Origin of the sequence: Vreelandella profundi (genome assembly GCF_019722725.1) — a bacterium.
GTDB lineage: Bacteria > Pseudomonadota > Gammaproteobacteria > Pseudomonadales > Halomonadaceae > Vreelandella > Vreelandella profundi.
Genome location: NZ_CP077941.1, coordinates 32,620 through 46,686, shown reverse-complemented (window position 1 = coordinate 46,686; position 14,067 = coordinate 32,620). Strand labels below are relative to the sequence as shown.

The window sequence follows — 14,067 nt, the reverse complement described above, 5'->3', positions numbered from 1 at the left end:
GTTATCACTGTGAGCCAGACCCCTTGGGTGTTATAGGATCAAGCCTCACGGGCCATTAGTACACGTTAGCTCAACGCCTTGCAGCGCTTCCACACCGTGCCTATCAACCAGCTGGTCTCGCTGGGCCCTTCAGGAGGCTCTAGGCCTCAGGGATGTCTCATCTTGAAGGGGGCTTCCCGCTTAGATGCTTTCAGCGGTTATCCCGTCCGACCATAGCTACCCGGCAATGCCACTGGCGTGACAACCGGAACACCAGAGGGTCGTCCACTCCGGTCCTCTCGTACTAGGAGCAGCCCTTCTCAAACATCCAACGCCCACGGCAGATAGGGACCGAACTGTCTCACGACGTTCTAAACCCAGCTCGCGTACCACTTTAAATGGCGAACAGCCATACCCTTGGGACCGACTTCAGCCCCAGGATGTGATGAGCCGACATCGAGGTGCCAAACACCGCCGTCGATGTGAACTCTTGGGCGGTATCAGCCTGTTATCCCCGGAGTACCTTTTATCCGTTGAGCGATGGCCCTTCCATACAGAACCACCGGATCACTAGAACCTGCTTTCGCACCTGCTCGACGTGTCTGTCTCGCAGTCAAGCACCCTTATGCTCTTGCACTCAATGCACGATGTCCGACCGTGCTGAGGGTACCTTCGTGCTCCTCCGTTACTCTTTAGGAGGAGACCGCCCCAGTCAAACTACCCACCACACACTGTCCTCGATCCGGATAACGGATCTGAGTGAGAACGCCAATGATGCCAGGCTGGTATTTCAAGGTTGGCTCCCTTCGAACTGGCGTCCGAAGTTCAAAGCCTCCCAGCTATCCTACACAGGCAACATCAGCGTCCAGTGTGAAGCTATAGTAAAGGTTCACGGGGTCTTTCCGTCTAGCCGCGGGTACACCGCATCTTCACGGCGATTTCAATTTCACTGAGTCTCGGGTGGAGACAGCGTGGCCATCATTACGCCATTCGTGCAGGTCGGAACTTACCCGACAAGGAATTTCGCTACCTTAGGACCGTTATAGTTACGGCCGCCGTTTACCGGGGCTTCAATCAAGAGCTTCGCCTTGCGGCTAACACCATCATTTAACCTTCCGGCACCGGGCAGGCGTCACACCCTATACGTCCTCTTACGAGTTAGCAGAGTGCTGTGTTTTTAATAAACAGTTGCAGCCACCTGGTATCTTCGACCGGTTCGGGCTAGGAGAGCAAGTCTCTTCACCCTACGCCGGCGTGCCTTCTCCCGAAGTTACGGCACCATTTTGCCTAGTTCCTTCACCCGAGTTCTCTCAAGCGCCTTGGGATTCTCACCCTGACCACCTGTGTCGGTTTGGGGTACGGTCGCACATGATCTGAAGCTTAGAGGCTTTTCCTGGAAGCGTGGCATCAGTGACTTCCTGACCGTGGTCAGTTCATCTCGTGTCTCGGCTTTAAGATCCCGGATTTTCCTAAGATCTCGGCCTACTCACTTTCACCAGGACTACCAACGCCTGGCTCACCTAGCCTTCTTCGTCCCCCCATCGCAACCATGTCCGGTACGGGAATATTAGCCCGTTTTCCATCGACTACGCCTTTCGGCCTCGCCTTAGGGGCCGACTCACTCTGCTCTGATTAGCATCGAACAGAAAACCTTGGTCTTCCGGCGAGGGAGTTTTTCACTCCCTTTATCGTTACTCATGTCAGCATTCGCACTCGTGATACCTCCAGCAGACTTCTCAATCCACCTTCATTGGCTTACACGACGCTCCTCTACCGCTCATTCCGAAGAATGAACCCGTAGCTTCGGTACCTGGTTTAGCCCCGTTACATCTTCCGCGCAGGCCGACTCGACTAGTGAGCTATTACGCTTTCTTTAAAGGATGGCTGCTTCTAAGCCAACCTCCTAGCTGTCTAAGCCTTCCCACATCGTTTCCCACTTAACCAGGATTTCGGGACCTTAGCTGACGGTCTGGGTTGTTTCCCTTTTCACGACGGACGTTAGCACCCGCCGTGTGTCTCCCACGCTGTACTCACCGGTATTCGGAGTTTGCCTCGGGTTGGTAAGTCGGGATGACCCCCTAGCCGAAACAGTGCTCTACCCCCGGCGGTAATACGTGAGGCGCTACCTAAATAGCTTTCGAGGAGAACCAGCTATCTCCGAGCTTGATTAGCCTTTCACTCCGATCCACAAGTCATCCAAATCTTTTTCAACAGATCCTGGTTCGGGCCTCCAGTTGATGTTACTCAACCTTCACCCTGCTCATGGATAGATCGCTCGGTTTCGGGTCTATATCCAGCGACTGTGTCGCCCAGTTAAGACTCGGTTTCCCTACGGCTCCCCTATACGGTTAACCTCGCCACTGAATATAAGTCGCTGACCCATTATACAAAAGGTACGCAGTCACAGAACAAGTCTGCTCCTACTGCTTGTACGCACACGGTTTCAGGATCTATTTCACTCCCCTATCCGGGGTTCTTTTCGCCTTTCCCTCACGGTACTGGTTCACTATCGGTCAGTCAGGAGTATTTAGCCTTGGAGGATGGTCCCCCCGTCTTCAGTCAAGGTTTCTCGTGCCCCGACCTACTCGATTTCACATGATCAGATTTTCGACTACAGGGCTATCACCTGCTACGGCCAGACTTCCCAATCTGTTCGTCTAATCAGTCACATGCTTAAGGGCTGGTCCCCGTTCGCTCGCCGCTACTAGGGGAATCTCGGTTGATTTCTTTTCCTCAGGGTACTTAGATGTTTCAGTTCCCCTGGTTCGCCTCTTACACCTATGTATTCAGTGTAAGATACTGACCTTATGGTCAGTGGGTTTCCCCATTCAGAAATGTCCGGGTCACAGGTTGTTGCCACCTCACCGAACCTTATCGCAGGCTACCACGTCTTTCATCGCCTCTGACTGCCTAGGCATCCACCGTGTGCGCTTCATTGCTTGACCCTATAACCCGAAGGAGTCTGGTATCTCGCAATGATAACGTTCATTTGCCGGATACGTATAAAACGTATCACAATTTAAGAACTCACCTTGCGGTGTGTTCTTGTCAGCATGATATACATTGTTAAAGAGCGACTGCTATAAGCAGTGATAAGTGTTCTTTCACATTAAAAGAAGAAGAAAAGAAGAGACCTTTAAAACGTCAAAGGCTATTTTTTCTTTTTAATGTAAAAAAGACAGAGACACTTATCACTGCGTATCAACAGCATTTTGATCAGGTAATTCATTGTGGACGCTTACTGACTGTGACGCATCGTTTAAGGAGGTGATCCAGCCGCAGGTTCCCCTACGGCTACCTTGTTACGACTTCACCCCAGTCATGAACCACACCGTGGTGATCGCCCTCTTGCGTTAGGCTAACCACTTCTGGTGCAGTCCACTCCCATGGTGTGACGGGCGGTGTGTACAAGGCCCGGGAACGTATTCACCGTGACATTCTGATTCACGATTACTAGCGATTCCGACTTCACGGAGTCGAGTTGCAGACTCCGATCCGGACTGAGACCGGCTTTAAGGGATTCGCTGACTCTCGCGAGCTCGCAGCCCTTTGTACCGGCCATTGTAGCACGTGTGTAGCCCTACCCGTAAGGGCCATGATGACTTGACGTCGTCCCCACCTTCCTCCGGTTTGTCACCGGCAGTCTCCTTAGAGTTCCCGACATTACTCGCTGGCAAATAAGGACAAGGGTTGCGCTCGTTACGGGACTTAACCCAACATTTCACAACACGAGCTGACGACAGCCATGCAGCACCTGTCTTATAGTTCCCGAAGGCACAATCGCATCTCTGCAATCTTCTATAGATGTCAAGGGTAGGTAAGGTTCTTCGCGTTGCATCGAATTAAACCACATGCTCCACCGCTTGTGCGGGCCCCCGTCAATTCATTTGAGTTTTAACCTTGCGGCCGTACTCCCCAGGCGGTCGACTTATCGCGTTAACTTCGCCACAAAGTGCTCTAGGCACCCAACGGCTGGTCGACATCGTTTACGGCGTGGACTACCAGGGTATCTAATCCTGTTTGCTACCCACGCTTTCGCACCTCAGTGTCAGTATCAGTCCAGAAGGCCGCCTTCGCCACTGGTATTCCTCCCGATCTCTACGCATTTCACCGCTACACCGGGAATTCTACCTTCCTCTCCTGTACTCTAGCCTCACAGTTCCGGATGCCGTTCCCAGGTTGAGCCCGGGGCTTTCACAACCGGCTTATAAAGCCACCTACGCGCGCTTTACGCCCAGTAATTCCGATTAACGCTTGCACCCTCCGTATTACCGCGGCTGCTGGCACGGAGTTAGCCGGTGCTTCTTCTGCGAGTGATGTCTTTCCTAATGGGTATTAACCACTAGGCGTTCTTCCTCGCTGAAAGTGCTTTACAACCCTAAGGCCTTCTTCACACACGCGGCATGGCTGGATCAGGGTTGCCCCCATTGTCCAATATTCCCCACTGCTGCCTCCCGTAGGAGTTCGGGCCGTGTCTCAGTCCCGATGTGGCTGATCATCCTCTCAGACCAGCTACGGATCGTTGCCTTGGTAGGCCTTTACCCTACCAACTAGCTAATCCGACATAGGCTCATCCAATAGCGGGAGCCAAAGCCCCCTTTCTCCCGTAGGACGTATGCGGTATTAGCCTGGGTTTCCCCAGGTTATCCCCCACTATCGGGCAGATTCCTATGCATTACTCACCCGTCCGCCGCTCGTCACCCAAGAAGCAAGCTTCTCTGTGCTACCGCTCGACTTGCATGTGTTAGGCCTGCCGCCAGCGTTCAATCTGAGCCATGATCAAACTCTTCAGTTTACAATCATTGTGATCCTTACTTGTCATCCGAGGACAACAAAAGCGGAATCAAACTTGGCTCAAGGTTCAAACGAATTCATTCAAAACGGATTAAAAAGGCAATGCCTTTAAAATCTTATTGCTTGAGTCGCTTGCCTTGATATTGGGTGATTTGTCACCAACATCAGCAAGCGCCCACATGAATTACCTGATCAAATTGTTAAAGAGCGTTTCGCTGTGGCTATCGTGTTGTGATAGCGGGCCAACCGTTGAACTGTTTGGCCTCAGCGAGGAAGGCGTATTCTACGCACTTCCGAGCGTTTGTCAATCTGCAATTTTCGCGGCCAATTTGACGACCCAACAAAAACGCTAACCTACTGACAAACCGAAGTTTTTCAACTTCATTCACCGCTGGTAACGCTTGGCGTCCCCGGCAGCGGATGCGTACTTTACGGACTCGCTGCCGGGTTGGCAAGGGCTATTGAAAAATAACTGTAAAAAGAACAATAGAGGCGTTGTTCGTTACCCGACATTGCTAGGTAAAACCCCTTCGGCACATCCCTCATTGGCGGTTACACTAGCGTATCTACCACCCTGCCGAGGTCCGTTATGAGCCACCATCTGCTAACCGTCGATTCATTAAATCGCGAAAGCGTAGATCACCTACTGCGCGTCGCCGCGCGCATGGAGCCGATTGCCCAGCGCCGCCAAGTGACACGCGTATTAGAAGGAGCGGTACTCGGAAACCTATTCTTTGAAGCCAGCACCCGCACGCGCGTGAGCTTCCATACCGCTTTTTGTCGCTTGGGCGGCAGCGTATGCGACACAACCGGCTTTACCTTCTCGTCGATGGCAAAGGGGGAGTCGCTTTACGACACCAGCCGTGTAATGAGCGGCTACTGCGACGCTATCGTGATGCGTCATCCTGATCAAGGGTCCGTCGCAGAGTTTGCGGCCGCAACCAATGTACCGGTCATCAATGGCGGAGACGGCCCTGGCGAGCATCCCAGCCAAGCGTTGCTGGATCTTTATACAATTGATAAAGAGTTTCAGCGTCTGGGCAAATCTCTCAGCGGTGCACATATCCTGCTGACAGGCGATTTAAAGTACGGCCGCACGGTGCATTCACTGATTAAGCTTCTGTCACTCTATGACCCGCTGCGCATTACGCTGGTATCACCGCCAGGCCTTGAGATGCCTTCACGGCTCATTGATCTAGTCGCATCGCGCGGTCATCGCATTGAGCAGCGAGAGTCATTGGCCACTGACTTTGCAGACCTGGACGTGGTTTACACTACGCGTATTCAGAAAGAACGCTTTACCGACGAAATGAACGAGAGCTTCCAAGGCCTATCCGATGACTTTATGGTCAATCGCGACTTTCTCGATCGGCGCTGCGGCCAAAGCACCATCGTGATGCACCCGCTGCCCCGCGATAGCCGCCCTGGCGCCAATGATTTGAATGTAGATCTTAACGGCGACCCGCGACTGGCGATCTTTCGCCAAACCGATAACGGCATTCCCATGCGTATGGCAATTTTCGCAATGCTGCTAAAGGTCGACGAACTGATCGAAAAGGATCTGCGCCCCGTGCGCTGGTATGTTCCAGCTCAAGTAGGCACGCTGGATCGCTAGTTACAAGGAAAGACGCCCGCCAGGCAGGCCTTCCTGGTGGGCAAACCAACCTTCGAGAATGAGGATGGCGGCAATGCCATCGACACTTTCCTGACGGTAGTTGCCTTTATGCCCCGCCTCACGCGCAATCACCTTAGCTTCTCGGGTAGTGCCGCGCTCATCGACCATTGCGCACGGTTTGCCGAAGCGGCCATGCAGGCGATTACCAAACTTGCGGGCGCGAATGCTCATCTCTGACTCGGTACCGTCCATATTAAGCGGCAGCCCTACCACTAACAGATCCGGCTGCCACTCATTGAGCAGCCGCGCAACGACATCCCAGTCGGGAATACCCGCGCGCGCCGTGAGAGGCGTCAACTCACGGGCGCTACGCAATAGCTCATTGCCCACGGCAACGCCAATGCGCCGAGTTCCGTAGTCAAAGGCGAGCACTAAGCGCTGGCCCTCATCGGCCATTACGCGTGCCCCGCATCTCGAGTCATCAGATTAAGGTCTACGCCTAATAAGCCAGCCGCCGCCGTCAATCGCTCGACAGGCGGTGTGTTAAACAGCACGTGGTGCTGGCCTTCTACGGTCAGCCAGGAATTTTCTTTGAGCTCATCCTCAAGCTGCCCAACGTCCCAGCCCGCACAGCCTAGGCAGATTAAAAACTGCTCAGGACCAGCGCCATCGGCGAAAGCCTGCAGAATATCCAGCGACGTGGTGAGGGCGATGCCATCTTCCACCTGAACACTAGAATCCCACTGCTGGCTATCGCCAACGTGCAGAATAAAACCGCGGTCTTTATGCATTGGTCCGCCGTAATAGACCGGCGCATTGCGGTGTGGGCTTGTTTCACCACCCAGCTCTAACTGATCAAATAAGGCTTCCAGCGTGATCTCTAACGGGCGGTTAGTAATCACCCCCATACAGCCGTTGTCATCGTGATCGCAAAGATAGATAAGGCTACCGGCAAAATTAGGATCTTCGAGGTGCGGCATGGCCATGAGAAAATGATGTTTCAAACTTTGCATGCGTCTCCCACCGCCTGCTGGCACTCCAGCAGGCGTAGCGTAATAAATGAGTTAAAGGGTGCAGCCCTGGTTTAGGCTAAGCGGCGCTCGATGGCATCCAGCAGCAAAGCGGCAATATTCGTGCCGCGCTGATCGTCGATTTCACGCACGCAGGTGGGGCTAGTGACGTTGATTTCCGTAATATAATCACCAATCACATCTAGCCCAACGAACATTAATCCCTTCTCTCGGATCATCGGCTGTACCTGCTGGATCAGCCAGTGGTCGCGCTCGGTTAGCTCACGGCTAACGCCGCGCCCGCCGGCAGCTAAATTGCCGCGGGTTTCGCCCGCCGAGGGAATGCGCGCCAACCCATAGGGAACCGGCTCACCATCAACGAGCAAAATGCGCGTATCACCGTCTTTAATTTCAGGCAGATAGCGCTGCGCCATAATTTGGCGCTGGCCCCGCAAGGAAAGCTGCTCAATCACGGCACCAATATTGCGACCTTCTGGGCCAATATGAAAAATGCCTGTGCCACCCATACCATCAAGTGGTTTGAAGATCACATCGCCATGCTCAGCGTGAAAGGCGCGCAGCACATCATCACGGCTGGCCACGATGGTCGGCGCGCAGCACTGAGGGAACTGCTGAGCAAACAGTTTTTCGTTACACTGCAAGAGCGCCGCGGTGGGATTCACTACCAGCACGCCGTCGCGCTCAGCAAAGCCCAGCAGGTGTACCGCATTGGTAAAATCGGCATCCACCGGCGGGTCCTTACGCATCAGCACCACATCCAGCTCGACCAAAGGGCGAGCAGAAGGCTCACCTAGGTCGTACCAGTGGTCGGGATTACGGTGCGCGGTCAAAGGCCGCATGCGTGCGTAGGCTTGCCCCGCGTTTAAGAAAAGATCCTCCTGCTCCATATAGTGCAAGGTGTAGCCACGCTCTTGGGCGGCCCACAGCATGGCAATGGTCGTATCTTTCTTGTAAGCGATGTCGCTGATGGGATCCATCACAACGCCGAGATGCAAATTTGAGTGGCTCATCGGGCATTTTCCAAACATAAATAATTGACGCTCAGTATGCCGCACTGCCCGTCCGGCTCCAACTACCCCAGCTATCTACTCGCTAAGAACTACTCGCTGAGTGCGCCGGATACTAAGCGAATAGCATCCGGCTCTAAGGTAATCAGCTGCTGCTTATAGAGACGCCCAATCGCTTGTTTAAAAGCGCTTTTGCTGACGCCCAGGCGGGCTTTAATTTCATGCGCCGCGCTTTTATCGCCCAACGCCAAATAGCCGCCGCTCTCACGCAGTGCCTGAATAATTTTATCGCCGACGATATCTAAGCGTGCAGCACCTGGCGGCAGCAGCGAGATATTCAAGCGGCCATCTTCCCGACGCTGCTTAACATAGCCTTTAACGGATTGGCCTCGGCGCAGCGGCTGGGTAACGTCATCCTGATAAATGAGCCCCCAGTAGCGGTGGTTCACAATCACTTTCATACCCAGATCGGTGCGCTCGGCCACCACCACGGCCACTTCATCACCTTTTTCTAGCGCCCAAGCGTCATCGATCAAAAAACGATCAAGCTTCATGGTCGCCACCGGGCGCCCCTGGTCATCGCTATACAGCATGACCAGAACACGCTTACCGGGGTCAGGGCGAAAATGTTGCTCGCTAAACGGTAGCAACACATCCTTAGGCTGCCCCCACTGTAAAAATGCACCGACGTTATTAACGGCCGTCACCGTTAGGTACGCCACCTCACCCAACTGGGCGGATGCATCGCTAGCGGATCGAGGAGAGGAGTGTGACTCGCGGACCATGGGGAACGTCCTTCAAAAAATAGACCAGGATGACGATGTCTTAGGGAGTACGCTAAAACGCGAAAGTTGGGAATCAAAAAGCCATGCAGAAGGTAACTAAAGGCTTGAAGTGAAAGTGAGTACTTACAAATCTCCAAAGTAGTGCTGGAGAAGAGAAAGCGCCACGACCGGCGCGGTTTCCGTGCGTAAAACGCGCGGACCAAGGGTGAGTGGCGTAAAGGAGGCGGCCTGTGCGGCGGCGATGTCGCTGTCACTCAAACCGCCTTCCGGGCCAATAAGCAGTGCAACTGACGCGGGGCGGACATGCCGATCAAAGGCATTGCCGGTGGCCAGGTGCAGCATCAAGCGCAGCGGCTCCTGGCGCTCTTCCAGCCATGCCGACAGCGCCATAGGGGCATGTACGCAAGGCACCACGGCACGCCCACTCTGCTCACAGGCACTGGCAGCAATCGCCTGCCAGTGTGCCTGCTTTTTATCTTCACGATCGCCTTTCAAACGCACATCACCACGCTCTGTGTAGAGCGGCGTGATGGCCGCCACGCCCAGCTCAACGGCCTTTTGGATGGCATAGTCCATTCGATCGCCTTTGGAGATCGCTTGGCCTAAATGCACCGTTAACGGCGACTCGGCGCTGCCCGACCACACGGCCTCAACATGCGCCAGCGTCTGCTTACGACTCACCGCCGCCAGCCGTACGCCAGCCTCCTGTCCGTGGCCGTCAAACAGCACCAGAGGCGCGCCTTCCGTCATGCGCAATACTCGGGTGACATGGCGCGCTGGCCCTTCAGGCAATTCAACGTCGCTACCTGCTACCAACGCAGCAGGCACATAGAGACGTGGCATTTTGCCATGCTGGGCATACCAGTCCGCGGCGGACATAGCTTAGTGAGTATTCTCTGCGGCTTGCTTAGCTTCACGCTGTTTACGCTGGGCGTACATTGCTTCGAAGTTAACCGGTGCCAACATCAGCGGCGGGAAGCCACCACGGTTGACCAGGTTATCTACGCATTCGCGGGCGTAAGGAAACAGCAGATTCGGGCAGAAAGCACCCAGCGTTTGCTCCAGCTGCGCGCCTTCAATACCCGAAATACGAAACAGACCTGCCTGCTCGACTTCCGCCAAGAAGGACGTAGTGCCGGTTTCGCTGTCGTTGACCTGGGCAGTCACTTTGACGACCACTTCGTACTGATCATCGGCAATTTTAGTACTGGTGGTATTAAGGTCCAGATTGACCTTCGGCTTGAACGACTGCTTAAACACCGAAGGAGAGTTGGGCGCTTCAAACGAAATATCTTTTACATAAATGCGCTGCAGCGAAAACTTAAGCTGCGGTTTTTCATCTGCTGCGGCACCAGCCTGCGGGGTGTTGTTATCTTCCGCCATGAGAAAACTCCTAATTATTTATTAAGTAAATATAGCGATGCTTACTTTTTAACCACTGGAAGGCCATCGCCTTGCCACTGCGCCATGCCACCCTTCAACTTAAAGGCTCGCTCGAAGCCTGCTTTCGCAAGCTTGGCCTGCGCGGCACTCGAACTCTGGCCGTGCTTGCACACCACAATGATCGGCTGGGCTTTGACTTTTTCCAGTTCGTTCATGCGGCTATCGAGGTTGCTTTGCGGAATGTTGCGCGCCCCCGCGATATGCCCGGCTTTGAAGTCTTTGTTTTCACGGATGTCCAGCACCACCGCGTCTTCACGGTTAATGAGCTGAGTGGCCTGGGTTGAGGTCAACGCATTGGTGGAAGCACTGCGCGTTTCGTAGACAAGCCACGCTATCAGTACCAGCAAAAATGCCCCAACGAGCAGGGGGTGGTTCTGTACGAATTCGAACACTTGATCGATCATCGCGAACACAATCTCTTGGTCTATGCAGAAAAAAAGCGGCCTAACCGCTGCCAAAACGCGACAAGTATACACGTCCAATAGCTTCCCGCGCAGGCCTTGATCATGACGCCTGGCGGTTGCCTGCGTTATGATGCCCCAAGCGTGCGCCCGTCGCGACCCTGAATTATCGAGTCGGTCGACTTGCCAATCCTAACGAGGTTTTCATGGACACTTCTCGCACCCCGCGCCCGGTGGCGCTAATTATTCTTGATGGCTACGGCCACAACCCCGACAGCGCCCACAATGCGGTGGCGTCTGCCGCTACCCCGGTGATGGATACGCTGTGGGAAAATCGCCCCCACGCCTTCGTTCATACCGACGGTCTTCACGTAGGTTTACCCGACGGCCAAATGGGGAACTCTGAAGTCGGGCACATGAATATTGGTGCTGGGCGGATTGTTTATCAGAACTTCACTCGCATCAGCAAAGCGATTGAAGACGGCGACCTAGATTCAAACGAAAAACTCACGCAGCCGATTGATGAAGCCGTCGCGAATAATCGCCCGGTACACTTAATCGGGCTGCTGTCTCCGGGCGGCGTGCATAGCCATGAAGGCCACTTTATCGCCCTGGCCGAGCTCGCTGCTCGGCGCGGTGCTCAGCGTATTTTTATCCACGCCTTTCTCGATGGCCGTGATATGCCACCGCAAAGCGCCCTGCTCTCCATTGAGCGAGCCAATGCCCGTCTAGCCGAGCTGGTGGGCGCTGACAACGGCTTCGTCGCTTCGATTATTGGCCGTTTCTTCGCCATGGATCGTGACAATCGCTGGGAACGCGTTGAGCAAGCTTATCGCTTGCTAACAGATGGGCACGCCGAGCATTACGCTTCCAGCGCCGAAACGGCGCTACGCGATGCCTATCAGCGCGGCGAAACGGATGAATTTGTATCCGCCAGCAGCATACCGCTCAAAGACGGCTCCAAAGATAATGCAGTTACTCTGCAGGATGGCGATGCGGCAATTTTTCTTAACTTTCGCGCCGACCGCGCGCGCGAATTAACCCGCGCCTTTGCCGAGCCCGCTTTCAACGGCTTTGAGCGTCGGGCTTGCCCTAAGCTTGCCGGTAAAGGGCTGGTTATGATGACTCAATACGCGGCGGATATTCCTGCGCCCGCAGCGTTCCCGCCCTCTGATCTCAGCGATACCTTAGGTGAGGTGGTGGCCTCACGCGGCTTAACGCAGCTGCGTATTGCCGAAACCGAAAAGTATCCGCATGTCACCTTCTTCTTTTCCGGTGGCCGCGAAGATGCGTTTGATGGTGAGACACGGATCTTACTGCCCTCCCCGCAGGACGTGCGCACCTACGACGAAAAGCCCGAAATGAGTGCCTATGAGATTACCGACAAGCTCGTAGAGGCCATTGATGGCGGCAGTTTTGATCTGATTATCTGCAACTATGCCAATGGCGATATGGTCGGCCACACCGGCGACTTTAATGCCGCGGTAAAAGCCATCGAAACGGTCGACATATGCGTCGGGCGCGTGGTTGACGCTATCGAGCGCGCGGGCGGCGCCTGCTTAATTACCGCCGATCACGGCAATGCCGAGCAGATGGTGCACCCGGGAACAGGCGCGCCGCAAACCGCGCATACCACTTTTGTGGTGCCGCTGATCTACGTCGGTAAGCGGGCGGCCTCACTAGAAGAAGGCCGGCTCTGCGACCTGGCGCCGACGCTGCTAACGATGATGAATCAACCTCAGCCCAAAGCGATGACCGGCAAACCACTGATTCACTTTCAGTCTGATCCTCAGCAATAAATGCAGCGCACACGGCGATACTCGGCAGTCGCTGTCCTCCTGGCGCTATGCTATGCGCCAGCCGGATTGGCCCAGCAGGATGAAAGCACGGCGCGCCAGCAGCTGGACGCGATTGGTCAAGAAATTAAATCGGTTGCCGAGCGCCTTACGTCCACTGGCCAGGCACGCGATAGCGCCGGGCGTGAGCTGCGTGAAGTCGAAACAGAGCTTGCCGCAACGCATCAACGCTTAGACGTACTGCAAGCCGAGCGGCGTCAGCTTAATGACGAAACGACCCAGCTGCTTGAGCATCGTGACCGGCTGGAAGCTGAGCGCGCCAGCCAGTATGCCGCGCTTGGCCAGCAGCTCTCTGCGCTTTACCGGCTGGGCCCAACGCCCCAGCTCAAGCTGCTGCTTAATCAAGGCAATCCTGCTGAGCTTGACCGTATGCAGGCGTATATGAATCGCCTAACCGAGGCACGTAATCGCCGTTTAAACGACATAGCGCGTCTCGATACGGCCTTGGCTGATACTCAAAACGCGTTAAGTGAACGCCAAGCCCGCCTTGATTTGCTCGCCGAGGAGCTAGAGGATCAAAGCGCGCTACTGGCCCAGCGCACCACCGAGCGCCGCGGCGTTGTTTCAAACTTGGATGACCGCTACGGCAGCGAAGAGGAGCGTCTGGCCGACCTCAATCAGAGCCGTGAAGAAGCTGAAAGCGTTCTGCGCAATATCCAGGCCGAGATGGCAAAGCTTGCTGAACCAACGCCAACTACGCATATTGTCAGTACTCGGGGCGACTTGCCTTGGCCAGTACAAGGCTCCATCAGCAGTGATTTTCACTATCGCGACGGCGTGCACTATAACGGTATTGTGATTCAAGCCAGCGCAGGCACGCCGGTGACGGCCGTTCACTCTGGCCGCGTAGTCTTTGCTGACTGGATGCGGGGGTTTGGTAACCTGCTGATTATCGATCACGGCGACCAGATCATGACGCTACACGCACACTTGCAGCAGTTCAGCGCAAGGCCAGGGCAGCAAGTCAACCGAGGGGATGAAATTGGCCGTGTTGGCGATAGCGGCGGCCAGAGTCGTGCGGCGCTTTACTTCGAGGTTCGCCGCGGCGGCGAACCAATTAACCCACAGCGTTGGATTGCACGCCGCTGACGGGATAAGCTGCATAACGATTGACTGTGTCAGCTACCGTTTTAACGATAGTTTGTAACAACGGTTT

10 protein-coding genes and 2 rRNA genes are annotated in these 14,067 nt (G+C 54.8%); 3 read left to right on the top strand and 9 right to left on the bottom strand.

Features of this window, described 5'->3' with window-relative positions; genetic code table 11:
* Positions 1-34 precede the first annotated feature (34 nt).
* Positions 35-2,924, bottom strand: a 23S ribosomal RNA gene (locus KUO20_RS00200).
* 315 nt (positions 2,925-3,239) lie between these two features.
* Positions 3,240-4,774: ribosomal RNA gene (locus tag KUO20_RS00195) — 16S ribosomal RNA — on the bottom strand.
* The 16S and 23S rRNA genes sit together here, the layout of an rRNA operon.
* A gap of 588 nt (positions 4,775-5,362) precedes the next feature.
* On the opposite strand from KUO20_RS00195, the gene KUO20_RS00190 reads away from it, so the two are divergent.
* Entirely contained in the window at positions 5,363-6,388 is a 1,026-nt protein-coding gene (locus tag KUO20_RS00190) for an aspartate carbamoyltransferase (protein WP_235040956.1), read from the top strand.
* On the opposite strand, the gene ruvX is transcribed toward KUO20_RS00190, so the two are convergent.
* From ruvX to KUO20_RS00155, 7 genes are all read right to left on the bottom strand, one after another.
* A complete protein-coding gene (gene ruvX / locus KUO20_RS00185; protein ID WP_235040955.1) occupies positions 6,389-6,844 on the bottom strand; it encodes a Holliday junction resolvase RuvX in 456 nt (151 codons plus the stop codon).
* A complete protein-coding gene (locus KUO20_RS00180) occupies positions 6,844-7,401 on the bottom strand; it encodes a YqgE/AlgH family protein (RefSeq protein ID WP_235040954.1) in 558 nt (185 codons plus the stop codon). The genes ruvX and KUO20_RS00180 overlap by 1 nt, the downstream gene beginning before the upstream one ends.
* A gap of 71 nt (positions 7,402-7,472) precedes the next feature.
* Positions 7,473-8,429 carry a glutathione synthase gene (gene gshB / locus KUO20_RS00175; protein WP_235040953.1) on the bottom strand — a complete coding sequence of 319 codons (957 nt, stop codon included), beginning with the start codon at positions 8,427-8,429 and terminating at the stop codon, positions 7,473-7,475.
* Between the two features lie 89 nt (positions 8,430-8,518).
* The gene (locus KUO20_RS00170) at positions 8,519-9,211 is read right to left on the bottom strand and encodes a CvfB family protein (RefSeq protein WP_235040952.1); all 693 of its coding nucleotides are present in this window, start codon (positions 9,209-9,211) and stop codon (positions 8,519-8,521) included.
* A gap of 123 nt (positions 9,212-9,334) precedes the next feature.
* Positions 9,335-10,090, bottom strand: coding sequence for a 16S rRNA (uracil(1498)-N(3))-methyltransferase (locus KUO20_RS00165; RefSeq protein WP_235040951.1), 756 nt, complete (start codon positions 10,088-10,090; stop codon positions 9,335-9,337).
* A 3-nt stretch (positions 10,091-10,093) separates the two neighbouring features.
* Positions 10,094-10,594: a protein-export chaperone SecB gene (gene secB, locus KUO20_RS00160; protein WP_235040950.1), complete on the bottom strand. Its 501-nt coding sequence runs from the start codon at positions 10,592-10,594 to the stop codon at positions 10,094-10,096.
* A 41-nt stretch (positions 10,595-10,635) separates the two neighbouring features.
* Positions 10,636-11,058 (bottom strand): rhodanese-like domain-containing protein, encoded by a 423-nt coding sequence (locus KUO20_RS00155; protein WP_235040949.1) that lies wholly within the window; start codon positions 11,056-11,058, stop codon positions 10,636-10,638.
* A 203-nt stretch (positions 11,059-11,261) separates the two neighbouring features.
* Between KUO20_RS00155 and gpmI the strand changes: the two genes are divergently transcribed.
* Positions 11,262-12,854, top strand: a complete 1,593-nt coding sequence (gene gpmI / locus KUO20_RS00150; RefSeq protein ID WP_235040948.1) for a 2,3-bisphosphoglycerate-independent phosphoglycerate mutase — start codon at positions 11,262-11,264, stop codon at positions 12,852-12,854.
* Positions 12,855-14,000: a murein hydrolase activator EnvC family protein gene (locus KUO20_RS00145; RefSeq protein ID WP_235040947.1), complete on the top strand. Its 1,146-nt coding sequence runs from the start codon at positions 12,855-12,857 to the stop codon at positions 13,998-14,000. It abuts the gene before it with no gap.
* Positions 14,001-14,067 lie beyond the last annotated feature (67 nt).